Origin of the sequence: Bradyrhizobium sp. CCBAU 21365, assembly GCF_015291305.1 — a bacterium.
GTDB classification, from domain to species: Bacteria; Pseudomonadota; Alphaproteobacteria; order Rhizobiales; family Xanthobacteraceae; genus Bradyrhizobium; species Bradyrhizobium elkanii.
The window spans coordinates 5,629,179-5,645,016 of sequence record NZ_CP030036.1 but is presented as its reverse complement, the minus strand read 5'-3'; the positions used below and the strand labels follow the sequence as shown (position 1 = coordinate 5,645,016).

Here is a 15,838-nt window from a genome sequence, read left to right as displayed (position 1 = left end):
ACCGGCTCGTGCCGGGACGCGGACTGTAGCTAACACGGGCGGAAACAAATGAAAGATATCCTCGATACCCTCGAAGAGCGGCGCGCCGGCGCCAAGCTGGGCGGCGGCGAAAAGCGCATCGAGGCGCAGCACGCCCGCGGCAAGCTGACCGCGCGCGAGCGGATCGAGCTCCTGCTGGACAAGGGCTCGTTCGAGGAATTCGACATGTTCGTCGAGCACCGCTCGATCGAGTTCGGCATGGAGAAGACCAGGATCCCCGGCGACGGCGTCGTCACCGGCTGGGGCACGGTCAACGGCCGCAAGACGTTTGTCTTCGCCAAGGACTTCACGGTGTTCGGCGGCTCGCTCTCCGAAACCCACGCGCTGAAGATCACGAAACTTCAGGACATGGCGATGAAGGCGAGGGCGCCGATCATCGGCCTCTATGACGCCGGCGGCGCGCGCATTCAGGAGGGCGTCGCGGCGCTCGCGGGCTATTCCTACGTGTTCCGCCGCAACGTGCAGGCTTCGGGAGTGATCCCGCAGATCTCGGTGATCATGGGCCCCTGCGCCGGCGGCGACGTCTATTCGCCGGCGATGACCGACTTCATCTTCATGGTGAAGAACACCTCTTACATGTTCGTCACCGGCCCCGACGTGGTGAAGACCGTCACCAACGAGGTGGTCACCGCCGAGGAGCTCGGCGGCGCCTCCGTGCATGCGACGCGCTCCTCGATCGCCGACGGCGCCTTCGAGAACGACGTTGATGCGCTGTTGCAGATGCGCCGGCTGATCGACTTCCTGCCGTCGAACAACACCGACGGCGTGCCGGAATGGCCGAGCTTCGACGATATCGGCCGGGTCGATATGTCCCTCGACACGCTGATCCCCGACAATCCGAACAAGCCCTACGACATGAAGGAGCTGATCCTGAAGGTCGTCGACGAGGGCGACTTCTTCGAGATCTCGGAGACTTTCGCCAGGAACATCGTCACCGGCTTCGGCCGCATCGCCGGCCGCACCGTGGGCTTCGTCGCCAACCAGCCGATGGTGCTGGCCGGTGTGCTCGACTCGGATGCCTCGCGCAAGGCCGCGCGCTTTGTCCGCTTCTGCGATGCCTTCAACATCCCGATCGTCACCTTCGTCGACGTGCCGGGCTTCCTGCCGGGCACCGCGCAGGAATATGGCGGCCTGATCAAGCACGGCGCCAAGCTCTTGTTCGCCTATTCGCAGTGCACGGTGCCGCTCGTCACCATCATCACCCGCAAGGCCTATGGCGGCGCCTTCGACGTCATGGCCTCAAAGGAAATCGGCGCCGACATGAACTACGCCTGGCCGACCGCGCAGATCGCTGTCATGGGCGCCAAGGGCGCGGTGGAAATCATCTTCCGCTCCGACATCGGCGACCCCGACAAGATCGCCGCGCGCACCAAGGAATACGAAGACCGCTTCCTCTCCCCCTTCATCGCCGCCGAACGCGGCTACATCGACGACGTCATCATGCCGCATTCGACAAGGCGGCGGATCGCGCGAGCGCTGGCGATGCTGAAGGACAAGAAGGTCGAGATCCCCGCGAAGAAGCACGACAATCTGCCGTTGTGAGGAGAGCGTGGGGTGGGTTGGCGTGGCGCAAGCGCAACCCACCATCTTCTCTCATGATCCGCGGCGGTTACGGCTTCCGCCTTCGTTCGTTGAGCTACGGCGGACGCAGTCGCCTAACCCGCCCTACAACCCACCTGACCTTTGGACCAAGACCATGAGCTTCGTCCTGCAAGTTGCCAGCGCTTCCGATCGTGATGAGTTGGTGACTGAAGTCTGGTGGAATGAGCAGTTGGTTGCGGAAGTGCGCCGGGGTGCTGACGGCAAGCGATTCATCGATCTGCATGCGAGCCCTTCACGGATGCCGTGGTCATTTGAATTCTCAGACTGGCTCGCCGTGATGAATAAAGTGAACGGTAGCGTGTAGGACGACACTGGAGTGTGATCGTGGCCCGGCTTTCGTTATCCGACAAGCTGACGATTGCTGAGTTAGAGACGGGGCGCGAACATTTACTGCTGGAGCCCGCGTCACAAAGGCTCTTGATGAGTTTGCGGCGTAGACTGCAATCCATCACTCAAAACATCTACATAGTTCGGCATATCTCTGAACAGGCTGAGGACCTGTTTGACGTCCTCGTCGATGGCAAGCTGGTCGTCCATATCGAGTTGCCACGCGATGCGCGTAGCGAAGAGGTTGTGTTCAAGATATTCGGTGTTGACGAGTACCTGAACACTCGAACGCACCTTACAAAAATAGGACGCCGTCGACTCAAACTGGCGCTTGAGCTTGCGGAACAACACGCAAGGCGGACGGACAAAACGTAAACCATCTTGTGGCGGGGAGCGCGGCAGGTTACGGCTTCTGCCCGACCCGCCCGACAGGTCCGAACCCGATGACCGAAGACGATCCGACCGACGAGATTTCCGAGATCGAGGCGCAGATCGAGGAGCTTGCCGAGAGCGCCGAGCGCTCCCGGCGGATCATTCTCGGGTCGAAGGTCGCGATCGCAGGCGGGTTTGCGTTGCTGGCCGTCGCGCTGCTTGGGCTGTTAGGCGCCGGTCAGACTGCGGCACTCGGATCGATCGCACTGGTGCTCGGCGGCATCGTGTCGCTTGGCTCGAATGTCAGCACGCTGCGGCAGACCGAGGCTGCGATCAGCACCGCCGAGGCGCGCCGCGCGCGCCTGATCGGCAACATCGACCTGCGGCTGGTTCACGATGCGCCTCTGAAGCTGATGTGAGATAAGGGCTCGAATCTCGGCGTAGCCCGGATGAGCGCAGCGATATCCGGGACTAATCCATCGTGCGGCGCGCATCGTCCCGCATATCGCTTCGCTCATGCGAGCTACACGCTACCCATTGCACGGGGCCATGGGTGCGATCGGCACCGGCTTTCTCTGCGCCCTCTGTTCAGGTGAGGGCGGAACGAAGAGCAAGACTCGGACAAATCATGTCGCGAGAATGTGGATGTGTGACCCACAAGCGGTGCCACAAATTCAGTGTCGTCCTGGCGAAAGCCAGGACCCATTACCCCAAATCTCAATTGTTGCGCGACGCTGGGGCCACAGCTTTTCTCACCAACCCAATCCTGTGGTTATGGGTTCTGGCTTTCGCCAGGACGACGACAATATTTGCAGCCGCGGTGCAACAGACTCACTGTTGTCCGTGCGAAAGCCAGGACCCATAACCACCGAAGCAAACTGTTATGCACTATTGCAACGACGAGTCCCTTCAACACCATCTGCTGCGGTGTATGGGTCCCGGCTTTCGACGGGACGACAGCGGAGGGAGTTACTTCGACGCCAGCGGCACGTAGTCGTATTCGCCGACGCCTTGCAGGATCAGGAACGTCAGCGACGTCGTGCCGGCGTTGGTGACGAGGTGAGGGCGGGTCGGACGGACGGCGTAGACTTCGCCGACCTTCAGGTTCACCTCCTCCTTGGGCTCCTGCAGGAACAGCCGCATCTGGCCCTCCAGCACGTAGAAGGTGTCCGAGATGTTGCTGTGGGTGTGCCACGGCACCTTCTGGGTCGGCGAGAGTTGCAGCTCCATGATGCGAAAGCCGGGACGGGCGGCGTGCTGGGCGCGGCGCTCGACTTCGTAGAGATGGCTGGCGTCCTTGACCGGTTGTCCTGGTTTCATGGCGGCCTCCCTGTGGTGTTGTCCCGTCGGGCGGGAAGGCGATGATGCTAGTCCTGTTCTGCCGCGCGCGGAACGGCCGGAATGGTCATGGCGGGCGCGCACGGTGCGTAGGGCGCCTCAGGCGCGGCCGTAACCCGCCCAGCAAGACCTCACTTCATCCCCATGCAGTTCGCATAGAATGTGGTCGTCGCCGGCCAGTCGGAGAACATCGCGCGGACGCCGACCTGTTTTGCCAGCACGTCGAGCACGGTCAGCGTGTCGCCGTCGCGGTCGATCGCCGCCTTCACCGACTTGTGGTAGAACGCACCACCCTTGTTCAGCGGGCCGTCGCGCTCCAGCGACCAGCCGATCAGATCGAGGCCGGCCGCCTTCGCCGCCCTGGCGTAAGCCGACGGGACGATCTCGCCCTTTTCGTTCAGCGCCAGCATCGCGAAGATCGGCGGCCCCAGGATCGCGACGCCGGAGGCCTTCAATTCCTGCATCGACGGCTTCCAGGTCTCCGGCCGGTTCGGATCGAGGCCTGCTTTCTCGTAGCGGTCCTCGAGATAGAGCGCCGGCTCGCGAAGTCGGGTTCGGTCTTCACCCAATACAGAATGTCCTTGAGGCTGAAGCTCTGCGGGAACACGTCGCTCGGCGGAATGCCGGCGGCCTTGTAGGCTGCGAGCATCTGGGTCGCATATGTCTCCTGGGTGTAGTCGCCGTCGAACGGCATCGCCACTTCCGGCGCCTTCAGTTCGGGCGTGAATTTTGCGCCGAGACTCCTGATCAAGGCGATGCTCTCGTCATGGCTCATCAGCGTGCCGGAATTGGCGTAGAGCTCGGTGCGCCAGCGCGGCGTGCCGTTCTGGAACTCCGCCGGCGTCTTCGCATCCGGATTGAAGCCGTCCATTTTCGCGGTGAGCCGCTTGAATTCGGCGAGCGTGATGTCGCTGGTGCAGCATTTCGCCGAGGCCTTCCTGCCGGTGGCGGGATCGGCAGGGCTGAAGGGTTGCGTGCATTTTGCGGCGAGATCCGGCACCGTCAGGATGTTGGTCGTGGTGTGCAGGTCGCATTGCGAATGCCGGCACACCAGCTGGCGATCCCGCGTGAAGGTGACATCGCATTCGATCACGCCGGCGCCCATCCGCGCGGCGGCGAGATAGGATTCGCGGCTATGCTCGGGGAATTCCAGCGCGGCGCCGCGATGGCCGATCGAAAAATCGGTCTTGTGGAACGGCCCGGTGCATTGGCTGAGCTGCTGCTTCAGGGGCCCGTCCTTCATCTTGTCGACCAGATAGAACGGGCGCGGCCCGAGCTGCGCCTCGCGCGGCAGCGCGATCTCCCCAGCGGCGACGGGCAGCGCGGCGCCGAGGGCGAGCAGGAACGAGAGCAGGGCGGTGCGGTGGCGGGCAAGCATGGGTGATCCCCCTGATCAGGCATTGTCAGCAGGCCGACATATCACGGAGCATATGCCGGCCGCCTGCGCGAAATGAAACCATGGAGGGAGCGCGCGGTGAATAGCGAGGACATGAAGCGGCTGGTCGCCGACTTCAACCGTGACTGGCCGGAGGTGACGCGCACGCGCGATCTCCTGGTGCTGGCGGAGGAGGCGACGGCGGCATGATGGTTGCGTGACGTCGCGACGTCGACAACCCTCGAGTTCCATGAAACGTGAACGCGCGGTTCAGCGAGCGTTCAGCTCGCGAGGCAAAAACTCGCCGCTGCAGTTGGTCCAACTCAGCAACAAAGGGAACGCTCATGGAACGCCGGGATTTTCTGAAGATGGCCTTCGGTGTCGCCGCCGGAGCCGTCACCTTCGCAGCGACGGCGGAGGCGGCGCCGCTCGCGCCGCTTCCCCTCAACCAGGATGCACGCGCACCGGCGGCTGGCGATGCGCATCCCGCCGTCACCACGGGCGAGGAGGTCGGCCGCATGAAGCCCGAGCAAGTACGCTGGCATCATCGCCGCTGGGGTTGGCGTCACCGGCACTGGCACCGCAGGCATTGGGGCTGGCGCCGCCACCATTGGCGCCGTCATCACTGGCGCCGCTGGTGATCTCGAAAAGAAAAACCCCGCGCCAGGCGGGGTTTTGTTAGTTCGGAATCTGCCGCGATCAGATCGGGCGGCAACGGCCGTAGCGCCAGGCAAAGCCGTAGGGGCAGGCGCGGACACGCGGCGCCACCACGACGGGGCGCTCGACCACGACCGGCGGGCGCACGACAACGGCGCCCGGTGCGACGACGACGCCGCGATTCCTGACGCAGCCGCCATAGGGGCCACGGTGCCAGCCGGGGCCGCAGCCACCGGCGGCATCAGCGGCGCTGATGCCGGCGAATGCGGTCGTCAGCAGAACTGCTGCAGCAAAAAGATACTTCATGTCTTCTCCTTTTTTATTTTTTGGGCCGCGCTGCGGCACCGCAACAAGCTTTCGTCTACCGATTCGCCCGGCCGGATCATTGCAGAAGGCGTGCCCGATGTCGCCGACCATAATGTTGCGGCCTGAATGCGACATGAATGTTGCAGCTCACAGCTGCGTCAGCACGCCGCAAGCCGGCTCAGCATCACTTCGAAATATTTCGCGGACGCGGGCAGCCGCGCGCTAATGGCGAGCGTACGAAAATACATCGGAAGGCGAGGCAAGCGAGACCGGCGGTTCATCGACGCTTGCCCGAAGGCGCGCCGCTATTGGTCGGGGCCGAACAGCGCGGCGAATCGCTTCTCGCCGTTGCGCGAAAAATTGACCACGCGGCTGCCCGGCGCAGCATCGCGCGCGGCCCATTTCAGTTCCGTGAAGCGGTCCATCATGGCAGCGCCCAGCGTGCCGGCGAGATGATGCCGCCGCTCGCTCCAGTCGAGGCAGGCCTTGCACACCGGACGGCGCGGATGCGTCAGCGCATCGGCGTCGATCTGCAGCTCCTCGGCCATGAAGCGCTTGCCTTCGCCGGTGAGCTCGATCGCCTGCTTGCTCTGGCGGACCAGCTTCTGCCGTTTCATGCTGTCGAGCATCTGCACGCCGAGATCGCCGGCGAGGTGGTCGTAGCAGATGCGGGCGCGGCGCAGCGCCGGATCCTTCGGCCCGGTGCGCACCCGCATATGGCCGGCGCGGGCGGCAATGCCCTGCAGGCCTTCCAGCACGTCGGCGACGTCGGGGTCGGAGAGGCGGTAGTAGCGGTGGCGGCCCTGCTTCTCGGGCTCGATCAGCCCGCCGGCCTCGAGCTTGGAAAGATGCGAGCTCGCCGTCTGCGGCGTGATGCCGGCCTCCTGCGCCAGCTCGCTCGCGGTCAGCGCGCGGCCGGTCATCAGTGCGGTCAGCATGTTGCAGCGTGCGGGATCGCCGACCAAAGCGGCGATCCGGGAAATGTCGGGTCCTGCTTTCATAGTTCGATGATAGCCGAAGCATCGAGGTCGGACAACCCGCTATTGTTCACCGTGCCGTCATTGCGAGGATTGCTCTGCTGACGCTCGCAACGACGGAAACATGACCGGAGGCCATCAATGACCGTCACCGTATTCATCCGCTACCAGCTCGATCCGTTCAAGCGCGCGATGTTCGAGGAGTATTCGCGGAACTGGCTCTCGATCATCCCGCGCTGCGGCGGCGATCTCATCGGCTACTGGATGCCGCATGAGGGAACCAACAATGTCGCCTTCGCGCTGATCTCATTCGAAAGCCTTGCCGCCTATGAAGCCTATCGCGCGCGGCTGCGCCAGGACAAGGAGGGCGTGGCCAACTTCAACTTCGCGGAAGAAAACCGCTTCATCCTCGCCGAGGAACGGACATTTCTCCGCAAGGTCGAGTTATAGTGGGACCACGAAAGCAATGTACGGGAGGTGCCCATGATCGCCGTGATCTTCGAAGTCTGGCCGAAGCCTGAGCATCGGGATCTCTATTTCGACCTCGCGGCCGAGCTAAAGCCGATCCTGCAGGAGATCGACGGCTTCATCTCGGTCGAGCGGTTCGAGAGCATCACCGAGAAGGGCAAGTTCGTGTCGCTGTCATTCTTTCGCGACGAGGCTGCGGTGGAAGCCTGGCGCAACACGATCGAGCATCGCCGCACCCAGGCCAAGGGCCGCGCGCGGATCTTCGAGAACTACCGGCTGCGGGTGGCGAGCGTGATCCGTGATTACGGCCTGAACGAACGCGATCAGGCGCCGAAGGACAGCCGCGCGGTGCATGAGCCGCACTAGCGGGCGGATGCGTGGGTGCCTATCTCTGCGCGGCCAATGACTCCAGGGAGCGACCAATGCCACTGCCAACTGCTGACAAACGCGCCGCCTTCAAGAAGCTGCATGAGAGCGGCTGCTTCATCATTCCGAACCCGTTCGATGTCGGCAGCGCCCGCGCCTTGCAACATCTCGGCTTCAAGGCGCTGGCGTCGACCAGCGCGGGCTTTGCCTGGACCATCGCCAAAGCCGACAACCGCGTCACCGTCGATGACGTCTGCGGCCACCTGACCGCGCTGTGCGCGGCGGTCGATATTCCCGTCAATGCGGATTTCGAGGGCGGCTTCGCGGTCGAGCCCGACAAGGTCGCCGCCAATGTCGCGCGCGGCGTCAAGACCGGCGTCGCCGGGCTCTCGATCGAGGATTCCACCGGAGACGCCGCCAACCCGCTGTTCGAGCACAAGCTCGCGGTCGAGCGCATCAAGGCGGCGCGCAAGGCCATCGATGCCGACAACAGCGGCGTGTTGCTCACCGGCCGCTGCGAGGCATTCCTGTGGGGGAGGAAGGACCTCAATCTGGTGATCGAACGGCTGCAGGCCTATTCGGAAGCAGGAGCGGACGTCCTTTATTCGCCGGGCATCGCGACCAAGGAGGAGATTTCCGCGGTCGTGAAGGCGGTCGCGCCAAAGCCGGTCAATCTGCTGATCGGCGGCGCGTCGGAGCTGACGCTGCAATCGGTTGCCGATCTCGGCGTGCGGCGGATCAGCGTCGGCGGAGCGCTGGCGCGGATGGCCTGGACCGGCGTGATGAAGGCGGCCAAGGAGATGGCCGAGAAGGGCACCTTCACCGAATTCGCCAACGGCTATCCCGGCGGCGAGCTCAACAAGATGTTCAAGTAGACTTCACAAAAAAGCAGCGGGCCGCTTGGGCCCGCTGCTTCACCACTCCGGGGACGGAAGCGGATTACTTGTTCTTGTCGCCGGTCGAGTCGGACGGCGCCGCCGAGCGGTCGATTTCCTGTCCGGTCGGCTTGTTGGCCGACGGAGACGCGGGCTGCGCCGGTGCCGCGCCCGTGGTCGTGCCGGGCTGGCTGTTCGGCTTCGGCGTCACATCGCGCATGCCCGGAGGCGGCGCGGCCGGATTGGCCGGCTGCTGCTGCGCGGTCTGCGTCGATGGCGTCGTGCCCGCCTCATGCACCGATGTATTGTTCAAGCCGTAGAACAGCGCGCCGAGCACCACGGCCACCGCAACTGCAAACATCGCGATCTTGGTGGTGCTGGCCGGTCCCTCCTGGAGTTCCGGATCCGGCTGCAGCTCGTTGTCCAGGCTGTTGAAGCGCGCCTGACGGCGCATTTCGTCCTCGGTCAGGTTGGCGCGATACGGATCGTCAGGTTGATAGGCCATTGCAAAGTTCCTCCGTTAGCACCTCAAAGCTAAACGCATGGGACAATGGCTGGCGCGCGAGGATGTTCCGCGCCAATGTTGCAACCTGTTCATGCCGGAACCGTCGATTCCTTGGGTTCCAACCTGTTTCATGAGGCCTTTTCAATGTGGACCATGCCGCCCACCGATTCGGTGCTGCAAGTGCTCTCGTTCATTGCGGTTGCGGCGCAGTCGATGACGGCGGCGCTGGCGGCCGGCAGGCGCAGCATGGATTGGGCCGGCGTCTGCATGCTCGGCGCGATCACCGCGCTCGGCGGCGGCACCATCCGCGACGTGCTGCTCGGGCATTATCCGCTGCTCTGGGTCGCGCACCCGATCTACCTTGCGGTCGCAGCCGCCGGCGCCTTCGCCACCATCCTGCTGGCGCGGCTGGTGCACCGGCTCAACCTCGCATTCCTGGTGCTCGATGCGATCGGACTTGTGGTGTTCACCATGGCCGGCTGTGACGTGGCCTCGCAAGTCGACGTCCCGCTGCCGATCGTGATCGTCGCCGGCATGATCTCCGGCTGTGCCGGCGGCGTGCTGCGCGACATTCTCTGCAACGAGGTGCCGCTGTTGTTTCGCAGCGAGCTCTACGCCAGCGTCTCCGTGGTGACCGGACTGTTCTATGTGGCCGGCTCCGGGCTGCAGGTGAACGCCCAGCTCTGGACCGCGCTGACCTTCGCGCTCGGGCTGACGTTCCGCATGCTTGCGATCCGCTACCGATGGGAAATGCCGAAATTCGTGTTCAGCGGCGAGGAGCGTTGAACGGCTATTTCGCGGTCCGCGCCTTCGCGACCTCGTCCGCGGTGACGGCCGGCGCCGCGTTGCCCCAGGCATTGCGGATGTAGGTCGCAACGTCCGCGACCTCCTGGTCGGTCAGCTTCGGATACGCCGGCATCGAGCCTGCGTTCGGCGCGCGCGGCGTGGTCACGGTCTGCGCGCCGTCGAGGATGACGCGCAGCGTGCTCGCCGGATTGGCCGATTGCAGATTGGCGTTGCCGGGCAGCGGCGGATAGATCCGCGGGCTGCCTGTGCCGTCGAGCTCATGGCAGGCGATGCAGGCGCCGCGATAGATACGCTCGCCATTGCTCATCTGCGCCGGCGAGGGCGGGGTGACCTCCGGCTCCGGCGCGCCGGCGGGCAGGCTCTTCAGATAGGCCGCGATCGCGCGCACATCGGCGTCGCTCATCTTCGAGGTCGAATTGAGCACCACCTCGGACATCAGGGGGCCGGCATGGCTGTGCCCGTTGCGGCCGCTCTGCAGATATTCGGCGATGTCAGCCACGCTCCATGATTTCAGCCCGCTGCGCGCGGCGCCATCGAGCCTGGGCGCGAACATGCCTTGCACCATGCTGCCGCCGAGCGCCTGGTCGCGCCTGTCGGCGCCGAAGGCGTTCTTGGGCGTGTGGCAGGCGCCGCAATGGGCGAGGGCCTCGACGAGATAGCGTCCGCGATTCCATTCCGCCCCCTTGTTCTGGTCCGGCTGGATGATGCCCGGCGTAAGGAACAGTGCGTTCCAGGCCCGCATCAGCACGCGGTAGTTCAACGGCCAGCGCAACTCCGGCGGCGGCGCCTTGTTGCTGACCGGCGCCAGCGTTGCGAGATAGGCGCGGATCGCCAGGATGTCGTCGCGGATCAGCTTCGTGAAATACGGGTAGGGGAAGGCGGGATAATAATGCGCGCCGCTCGGCGAAGCGCCGATCCGCAGTGCGCGCCGGAAATCGTCGTCGCTCCAGCCGCCGATGCCGGTATCGCGGTCGGGGGTGAGGTTCGGCGAGAACACCGCACCGAACGGCGTGTCGATCCGCTTGCCTCCGGCGAAGGGCTTTGCCGGGTCGGCCGTGTGGCAGCTGGCGCAGTCGCCGGCGATCGTGAGCGCCTTGCCGCGGGCGACGACGTCGTCGGTCGGCACGGCGGCACATTCGCGGGTCGCGAGCGCACCGCACAGCAGCGCTGCGACCAGAATCGCACCCGTGGTTCGAAATCGTCGCCGCATCCAATCACCTTTCGGTCCACAAGACGCGTCACGCCATTTCGCCGCGGGCCGGTCCTGCGACAGAAACCGAAACGGCCCTGCAATATTCCCGGCACGAAATTGCGATTTTTGAGCGACGGGCCTGGTCGCCCAGAATTGTGCTGCGCGAGCCGGAAAATCCGACATAGACTGGTTCTAACAAGCTCGGATGACTAGCTAAAAAGCAGTCGTCGCGACCAGCGAAAAGAGGGCTAAATGGGAATCAACCAAGGGCCTATCAGCCTCGACCAGAAGTACACCCAGGGCACCGGCCACGTCTTCATGACCGGCATCCAGGCGCTGGTCCGCCTGCCCATGGCGCAGATCAGGCGCGACCGCGCCGCGGGTCTCAACACAGCAGGCTTCATCTCCGGCTATCGCGGTTCCCCCCTCGGCGGCTACGACCAGCAGCTGTTCGCCGCCCGCAAGCATCTCGAGCAGTACAACATCAAATTCCAGCCCGGCGTGAACGAGGACCTCGCGGCCACCGCGATCTGGGGCTCGCAGCAGCTCGCCCTGTCGCCGGGCGCCAAATATGATGGCGCGGTCGGCATCTGGTACGGCAAGGGCCCCGGCGTCGACCGCTGCGGCGACGTGTTCCGCCACGGCAATGCGGCCGGCTCCGCCAAGCATGGCGGCGTGCTCTGCCTTGCCGGCGACGACCATGGCGCGAAATCTTCCACCGTCCCGCATCAGTCCGACCACGCCTTCATTTCCGCGCTGATGCCCTACCTCTACCCCTCCAGCATCCACGAAATGATCGAGATGGGCCTGCTCGGCATCGCGATGTCGCGCTACTCGGGCTGCTGGGTCGGCATGAAGGTGATTACCGAGACCGTCGAGACCACGGCCGAGATCGACCTCACCGACGAGATGACGCCGTTCATCATCCCGACCGATTTCGAACTGCCGCCGGGCGGCCTCAACATCCGCTGGCCCGACGACCGCTTCGAGCAGGACCGAAGGCTGCAGGACTACAAGGGCTTTGCAGCGATCGCCTTCGCCCGCGCCAACAAGGTCAACCGCATCACCATGGATTCGCCGAACGCGCGCTACGGCATCATGGCCTCGGGCAAGAGCTACGAGGACATCCGCCAGGCGCTGCGCGAGCTCGGCATCACGCCCGAGATCGCCGCCAAGATCGGCATCCGCCTCTACAAGATCGGCATGCCCTGGCCGCTGGAGCCGGAAGGCGTGCGCAACTTCGCCGTCGGCCTCGAGGAGATATTCATCGTCGAGGAACGCCGCGAGATCGTCGAGAACCAGGTCAAGCAGGAGCTGTTCAACTGGCGCGACGACGTGCGCCCGCGCATCGTCGGCAAGATGGACGATCACGACAAGCGCTTCCTGACCTTCGCCGCCGAGCTCAGCGTGGCCTCGCTTGCGAGCTCGCTCACCGAACGGCTGCTTCGACTTAATCTCAATCCTGAAATCGCCGAGATGCTGCGCGCCAAGGCGGACTGGTTCAACGGCCGTCAGTCGACGCAGATGCAGGCGACCGCGCCCGTCAGCCGTACGCCGTATTTCTGCTCGGGCTGCCCGCACAATACCTCGACCAAGGTGCCGGAAGGCAGCCGCGCGCTGGCAGGCATCGGCTGCCACTTCATGGCGCTGTGGATGAACCGCTCGACCGAGACCTTCACCCACATGGGCGGCGAGGGCGTGCCGTGGGTCGGTATCGCGCCGTTCACCAACGAGAACCACATCTTCGCCAATCTCGGCGACGGCACCTATTTCCACTCCGGCATTCTCGCAATCCGCCAGTCGATCGCCTCCAAAGCCAACATCACCTACAAGATCCTCTACAACGACGCGGTCGCGATGACCGGCGGCCAGCGCCACGACGGCGATCTCTCGCCGCAGCAGATCACCTTCCAGCTCCACGCCGAAGGCATTCGAGAAATCTACCTGGTCTCGGAGAATCCCGGTGCCTATCCGGCCGATACCATCGCGCCCGGCGTCAAGCTGTTCCATCGCGACGAGCTCGAGAACGTCCAGAAGATGTGCCGCGACACTAAGGGCACCTCGGCGATCGTGTTCGTGCAGACCTGCGCCGCCGAAAAGCGCCGCCGCCGCAAGCGCGGCCTGATGGAGGATCCGCAGCGCCGCGTGCTGATCAATCCCGCGGTCTGCGAAGGTTGCGGCGACTGCTCGGTGCAGTCGAACTGCATCTCTGTCGAGCCGCTGGAGACGGAGCTCGGGCGCAAGCGCGCCATCAACCAGTCGACCTGCAACAAGGACTATTCCTGCGTGAAGGGTTTTTGCCCGTCCTTCGTCACGGTCGACGGCGGCAAGCTCAGGCGGCGCGCGCCGCCTGAGCTCGGCAGCATCGATAATCTGCCGGAGCCGGCCTCCAAGCCCGCGCTCGACCGGCCCTACAACATCGCGGTCGGCGGCGTCGGCGGCACCGGCGTGCTGACGATCGGCGCGCTGCTCGGCATGGCCGCCCATATCGAGGGCAAGGCCTCGATGATCCTCGACATGTCCGGTCTCGCGCAAAAGGGCGGCGCGGTGCTGAGCCACGTCCGGCTCTCCGAGCACACCGCCGACGTGACTTGCTCGCGCATCGTGACCGGAACGGCCGATCTGGTGCTCGCGGCCGACGAGGTCGTGGCGGCGTCGAAGGACACCATCACGCTGTGCGATGCGAGCCGCACCGTCGGTATCATCAACAGCCACGTGATCCCGACCGCGGACTTCATCCTGAACCGCGACTTCAACTTCCAGAGCCGCAAGGTCAACAGCGTGCTGGAGACCGAGCTGCGCAAGGACTCCGCCTTCTTCGACTTCACCAAGCCGGCCGAAGCGCTGCTCGGCGACTCCATCGCCACCAACATCATGATGATGGGCTTTGCCTATCAGCGCGGGCTGCTGCCGCTGTCGGCGGAAGCGATCCAGCAGGCGATCGAGGTCAACGGGGTCTCGATCAAGATGAACACCCAGGCGTTCCAGCTCGGGCGGCTGGCCGCGGCCGATCCGGCGCGGCTCGCCGCGATGATGAAGGGGCAGGATGACGACGCAGCCCCGGTCAAGGCGCTGGATGCGATGTCGCTCGAGGAGATCATCACCCACCGCATGGCGCTTCTGACTGACTATCAGAGCGCGCGTTTGGCAAAGCGCTACCGCAAGCTCGTCGACCAGGTTCGCGACGCCGCCACCAAGGGCGGCTATGGCGAGGCGTTGCCGCGCGCGGTCGCGATCAACTACGCAAAGCTGCTCGCCTACAAAGACGAGTACGAGGTGGCGCGGCTGTTCACCGACGGCCGCTTCGAGAAGCAGTTGCATGACCAGTTCGAAGGTGAGTTCAAGTTCAACTTCAATCTCGCGCCGCCGATCCTCGGCGGCGGGCTCGACGCGCAGGGCCGTCCGAAGAAGCGCGCCTTCGGGTCGTGGATGATGTCGGTGTTCAAGGTGATGGCGCGATTCCGCTTCCTGCGCGGCACGCCGCTCGACATCTTCGGCTACAACGCCGACCGCAGGCTGGAGCGCGATCTGATCGCGGGCTATGAGAAGGATGTCGCGACGGTGCTGAATCTGCTGTCGCCGCTCAACCACGACATCGCGGTCGAATTGCTGGCGCTGCCCGATCGGATCCGCGGCTACGGTCCGGTGAAGGAGAAGGCGATCAAGGAGGCGAAGGTTCGCTACGCGCAACTCGCCGCCGACCTCGCCAACCCGCCGCCCGCGCCGCGGCAGATGGCGGCGGAGTAGCGGGTGTTCACGGCGCTCGATGCAGCTCCGGAGCGGCTCGACGAACATGAGCAGAATTTCGTCGGGCAGATCCGAAAACATGGCTGGTTCGGTACGCATGTCGCATCGGACGACGCAGGTCCGGGGTTCTCGTACACCACTGGATTTTGGCTGAAATTCAAGCTTCCGGAATTGATCCTGTTCTCAATGTCGATGGAGAACGCCCAGGATACGTTCTGGCACATCTGGCGCCAATTCGAGGCTGGACGACGGTTTCCCGTTGGCGAGCCAACGGAGGAGATATTCGAGAATGCTCTCGCGGTGCTGCTCCCGGTCGCTGTCGAGCATTATCGATCCCATCTCGGGTGGAGCAGATGGTTTTACGGTAACGACAACTTTGAATGCCACCAGATCATATTCCCGGATCGAGGCGGAGCGTTTCCGTGGGCACCGGGATCGTCAGATGAGTTTAGGTCGGCGCAGCCAGACTTGACCGCTGGCAATTGGTCCGGGCTACGCGGTCGATAGCGTGCCTCGCGATTTCCGCGCGGACCAAGCCTGAGAAGAGGTCGCTAGCAGCACCGCCTTTGCGAGAGGACGCGAAAGTTCGCTACGCGCAACTCGCCGCCGCCCTCGCCAACCCGCCGCCGGCGCCGCGGCAGATGGCGGCGGAGTAGTGTAGTCACACATTCGGTGTCGTCCCGGCGAAAGCCGGGACCCATAACCACCGCACTTCGTTGTAGCGCGACGCTGGGGCCACAGCTCACTCTCACCACACAACCCTGTGGTTATGGATCCCGGCTTTCACCGGGACGACGATTGAGTTGCGGATACGGTCTCGCCTGACGGAATATTATCGCGCTTGCCAAGGTCGCGTCGTCGGTTCAGAAAAACGCTCGAGCGAAG

General features: G+C 64.3%; 16 protein-coding genes and 1 pseudogene. 11 read left to right on the top strand and 6 right to left on the bottom strand.

Going from position 1 to position 15,838, the window contains the following annotated elements; translation table 11 throughout:
- Positions 1-48 precede the first annotated feature (48 nt).
- The 4 genes from XI02_RS26460 to XI02_RS26445 all read left to right on the top strand — a co-directional run bounded on the left by XI02_RS26460 (position 49) and on the right by XI02_RS26445 (position 2,759).
- Positions 49-1,581, top strand: coding sequence for an acyl-CoA carboxylase subunit beta (locus XI02_RS26460; RefSeq protein ID WP_028339274.1), 1,533 nt, complete (start codon positions 49-51; stop codon positions 1,579-1,581).
- Positions 1,582-1,735: 154 nt separating this feature from the next.
- On the top strand, positions 1,736-1,945 hold the full coding sequence (locus XI02_RS26455) for a hypothetical protein (protein WP_018272105.1): 210 nt from the start codon (positions 1,736-1,738) through the stop codon (positions 1,943-1,945).
- A gap of 20 nt (positions 1,946-1,965) precedes the next feature.
- Positions 1,966-2,343: a hypothetical protein gene (locus tag XI02_RS26450; RefSeq protein ID WP_129965104.1), complete on the top strand. Its 378-nt coding sequence runs from the start codon at positions 1,966-1,968 to the stop codon at positions 2,341-2,343.
- A gap of 68 nt (positions 2,344-2,411) precedes the next feature.
- The gene (locus XI02_RS26445; RefSeq protein WP_016840013.1) at positions 2,412-2,759 is read left to right on the top strand and encodes a hypothetical protein; all 348 of its coding nucleotides are present in this window, start codon (positions 2,412-2,414) and stop codon (positions 2,757-2,759) included.
- A gap of 550 nt (positions 2,760-3,309) precedes the next feature.
- On the opposite strand, the gene XI02_RS26440 is transcribed toward XI02_RS26445, so the two are convergent.
- Together XI02_RS26440 and XI02_RS26435 are read right to left on the bottom strand one after the other, a co-directional pair.
- The gene (locus XI02_RS26440) at positions 3,310-3,660 is read right to left on the bottom strand and encodes a cupin domain-containing protein (protein ID WP_018272103.1); all 351 of its coding nucleotides are present in this window, start codon (positions 3,658-3,660) and stop codon (positions 3,310-3,312) included.
- A 149-nt stretch (positions 3,661-3,809) separates the two neighbouring features.
- A pseudogene (locus XI02_RS26435) lies at positions 3,810-5,056 on the bottom strand (glycerophosphodiester phosphodiesterase family protein).
- Positions 5,057-5,397: 341 nt separating this feature from the next.
- On the opposite strand from XI02_RS26435, the gene XI02_RS26430 reads away from it, so the two are divergent.
- The gene (locus XI02_RS26430) at positions 5,398-5,694 is read left to right on the top strand and encodes a twin-arginine translocation signal domain-containing protein (RefSeq protein ID WP_018272100.1); all 297 of its coding nucleotides are present in this window, start codon (positions 5,398-5,400) and stop codon (positions 5,692-5,694) included.
- 58 nt (positions 5,695-5,752) lie between these two features.
- Here the strand turns inward: XI02_RS26430 and XI02_RS26425 are convergent, their stop codons facing one another.
- Together XI02_RS26425 and XI02_RS26420 are read right to left on the bottom strand one after the other, a co-directional pair.
- Complete coding sequence (locus XI02_RS26425; RefSeq protein WP_016839912.1) at positions 5,753-6,016, bottom strand: GCG_CRPN prefix-to-repeats domain-containing protein; 264 nt, start codon at positions 6,014-6,016, stop codon at positions 5,753-5,755.
- Between the two features lie 305 nt (positions 6,017-6,321).
- Positions 6,322-7,017, bottom strand: a complete 696-nt coding sequence (locus tag XI02_RS26420; protein WP_026192884.1) for a helix-turn-helix transcriptional regulator — start codon at positions 7,015-7,017, stop codon at positions 6,322-6,324.
- Between the two features lie 117 nt (positions 7,018-7,134).
- Between XI02_RS26420 and XI02_RS26415 the strand changes: the two genes are divergently transcribed.
- From XI02_RS26415 to XI02_RS26405, 3 genes are read left to right on the top strand one after another with little or no spacing between them, the layout of a single operon-like run.
- Entirely contained in the window at positions 7,135-7,443 is a 309-nt protein-coding gene (locus tag XI02_RS26415; RefSeq protein WP_018272098.1) for an NIPSNAP family protein, read from the top strand.
- Between the two features lie 33 nt (positions 7,444-7,476).
- The gene (locus XI02_RS26410) at positions 7,477-7,827 is read left to right on the top strand and encodes an antibiotic biosynthesis monooxygenase (protein WP_016839915.1); all 351 of its coding nucleotides are present in this window, start codon (positions 7,477-7,479) and stop codon (positions 7,825-7,827) included.
- Between the two features lie 56 nt (positions 7,828-7,883).
- Entirely contained in the window at positions 7,884-8,702 is an 819-nt protein-coding gene (locus tag XI02_RS26405; RefSeq protein ID WP_018272097.1) for an oxaloacetate decarboxylase, read from the top strand.
- A 64-nt stretch (positions 8,703-8,766) separates the two neighbouring features.
- Here the strand turns inward: XI02_RS26405 and XI02_RS26400 are convergent, their stop codons facing one another.
- Positions 8,767-9,207, bottom strand: coding sequence for a hypothetical protein (locus tag XI02_RS26400; protein WP_018272096.1), 441 nt, complete (start codon positions 9,205-9,207; stop codon positions 8,767-8,769).
- Between the two features lie 144 nt (positions 9,208-9,351).
- On the opposite strand from XI02_RS26400, the gene XI02_RS26395 reads away from it, so the two are divergent.
- Positions 9,352-9,993 (top strand): trimeric intracellular cation channel family protein, encoded by a 642-nt coding sequence (locus XI02_RS26395; RefSeq protein WP_018272095.1) that lies wholly within the window; start codon positions 9,352-9,354, stop codon positions 9,991-9,993.
- 4 nt (positions 9,994-9,997) lie between these two features.
- Here XI02_RS26395 and XI02_RS26390 read toward each other — a convergent pair whose 3' ends face one another.
- On the bottom strand, positions 9,998-11,224 hold the full coding sequence (locus XI02_RS26390) for a cytochrome c (RefSeq protein WP_018272094.1): 1,227 nt from the start codon (positions 11,222-11,224) through the stop codon (positions 9,998-10,000).
- 234 nt (positions 11,225-11,458) lie between these two features.
- Between XI02_RS26390 and XI02_RS26385 the strand changes: the two genes are divergently transcribed.
- The gene (locus XI02_RS26385; RefSeq protein WP_018272093.1) at positions 11,459-14,953 is read left to right on the top strand and encodes an indolepyruvate ferredoxin oxidoreductase family protein; all 3,495 of its coding nucleotides are present in this window, start codon (positions 11,459-11,461) and stop codon (positions 14,951-14,953) included.
- 3 nt (positions 14,954-14,956) lie between these two features.
- A complete protein-coding gene (locus XI02_RS26380) occupies positions 14,957-15,460 on the top strand; it encodes a DUF4262 domain-containing protein (RefSeq protein WP_018272092.1) in 504 nt (167 codons plus the stop codon).
- The last annotated feature ends 378 nt before the right edge of the window (positions 15,461-15,838 follow it).

Coding starts and splice junctions, on each gene's coding strand:
- XI02_RS26460 (WP_028339274.1), top strand. CDS start 49: ATGAAAGATATCCTCGATACCCTCGAAGAGCGGCGCGCCGGCGCCAAG.
- XI02_RS26455 (WP_018272105.1), top strand. CDS start 1,736: ATGAGCTTCGTCCTGCAAGTTGCCAGCGCTTCCGATCGTGATGAGTTG.
- XI02_RS26445 (WP_016840013.1), top strand. CDS start 2,412: ATGACCGAAGACGATCCGACCGACGAGATTTCCGAGATCGAGGCGCAG.
- XI02_RS26440 (WP_018272103.1), bottom strand. CDS start 3,660: ATGAAACCAGGACAACCGGTCAAGGACGCCAGCCATCTCTACGAAGTC.
- XI02_RS26430 (WP_018272100.1), top strand. CDS start 5,398: ATGGAACGCCGGGATTTTCTGAAGATGGCCTTCGGTGTCGCCGCCGGA.
- XI02_RS26425 (WP_016839912.1), bottom strand. CDS start 6,016: ATGAAGTATCTTTTTGCTGCAGCAGTTCTGCTGACGACCGCATTCGCC.
- XI02_RS26420 (WP_026192884.1), bottom strand. CDS start 7,017: ATGAAAGCAGGACCCGACATTTCCCGGATCGCCGCTTTGGTCGGCGAT.
- XI02_RS26415 (WP_018272098.1), top strand. CDS start 7,135: ATGACCGTCACCGTATTCATCCGCTACCAGCTCGATCCGTTCAAGCGC.
- XI02_RS26410 (WP_016839915.1), top strand. CDS start 7,477: ATGATCGCCGTGATCTTCGAAGTCTGGCCGAAGCCTGAGCATCGGGAT.
- XI02_RS26405 (WP_018272097.1), top strand. CDS start 7,884: ATGCCACTGCCAACTGCTGACAAACGCGCCGCCTTCAAGAAGCTGCAT.
- XI02_RS26400 (WP_018272096.1), bottom strand. CDS start 9,207: ATGGCCTATCAACCTGACGATCCGTATCGCGCCAACCTGACCGAGGAC.
- XI02_RS26395 (WP_018272095.1), top strand. CDS start 9,352: ATGTGGACCATGCCGCCCACCGATTCGGTGCTGCAAGTGCTCTCGTTC.
- XI02_RS26390 (WP_018272094.1), bottom strand. CDS start 11,224: ATGCGGCGACGATTTCGAACCACGGGTGCGATTCTGGTCGCAGCGCTG.
- XI02_RS26385 (WP_018272093.1), top strand. CDS start 11,459: ATGGGAATCAACCAAGGGCCTATCAGCCTCGACCAGAAGTACACCCAG.